This is a genomic window from Paenibacillus nasutitermitis (genome assembly GCF_014641075.1).
In the GTDB taxonomy this organism is placed as follows: domain Bacteria; phylum Bacillota; class Bacilli; order Paenibacillales; family Paenibacillaceae; genus Paenibacillus_Z; species Paenibacillus_Z nasutitermitis.
The window spans coordinates 1-718 of record NZ_BMHP01000030.1 but is presented as its reverse complement, the minus strand read 5'-3'; the positions used below and the strand labels follow the sequence as shown (position 1 = coordinate 718).

Genomic DNA, 718 nt, shown 5'->3' with positions numbered 1-718 from the left:
TACCAGGACGGGACGCCATTCTTCTATCTCGCCGATACACATTGGTTTTTATCTCGGGAGAAGTGGGGGGAGAGCAACGTCCCGGGAACCGATTCCCAATTCAAGACGGCGATCGACAAGCGTAAGGAGCAGGGCTTTACGGCCATCCAGTCTCATCCGGATGGACACCGTCTGACAATGTGCAACACAGGGTGCACAGAGATCGATTTGGATAAGTTTCGGGATTATGATCAGAAAGTGAATTATATCGCGGAACAAGGGCTTGTTCACAATATGGGCATCGGTGCATTTCATCACACCCAAGAAATTACCGCTGAAGGCGCCGAGAGGCTCGGCAAATACTTTGCGGCGAGATACGGGGCTTATCCGGCGCTATGGTTTACCGCACAGGAGGTAGACGGACCTCTAGACATGCCCAAGGAAGAGCAAGAAGCCGTTTGGATGGGAGCTTCGGCTGCAATTGAAGAAAGTGATGCCTATGGCCAACCGCAATCCGTACACATGATGCCGGGTGTTCCAAAGCAGCAATGGGCGGCGCAGCCTTGGCACGATTGGTTTATGACGCAAGGCGGGCATGGCACCGTCTTATCTGCCAATCACTACAAAAGATATTGGGATTATGCCCCTACCAAACCGTTTCTCGAATCGGAAAACAACTACGAAGGACTATATATCGGAATTACGGATAAGTCGGCGCGCAACGGGGCGTATAAATCGA

At 51.7% G+C, this 718-nt stretch carries 1 protein-coding gene; it reads left to right on the top strand.

What is annotated here, in order from left to right:
• A partial coding sequence (locus tag IEY46_RS36160) for an apiosidase-like domain-containing protein (protein ID WP_189001268.1) occupies positions 1–718 on the top strand: 718 nt, incomplete at both ends.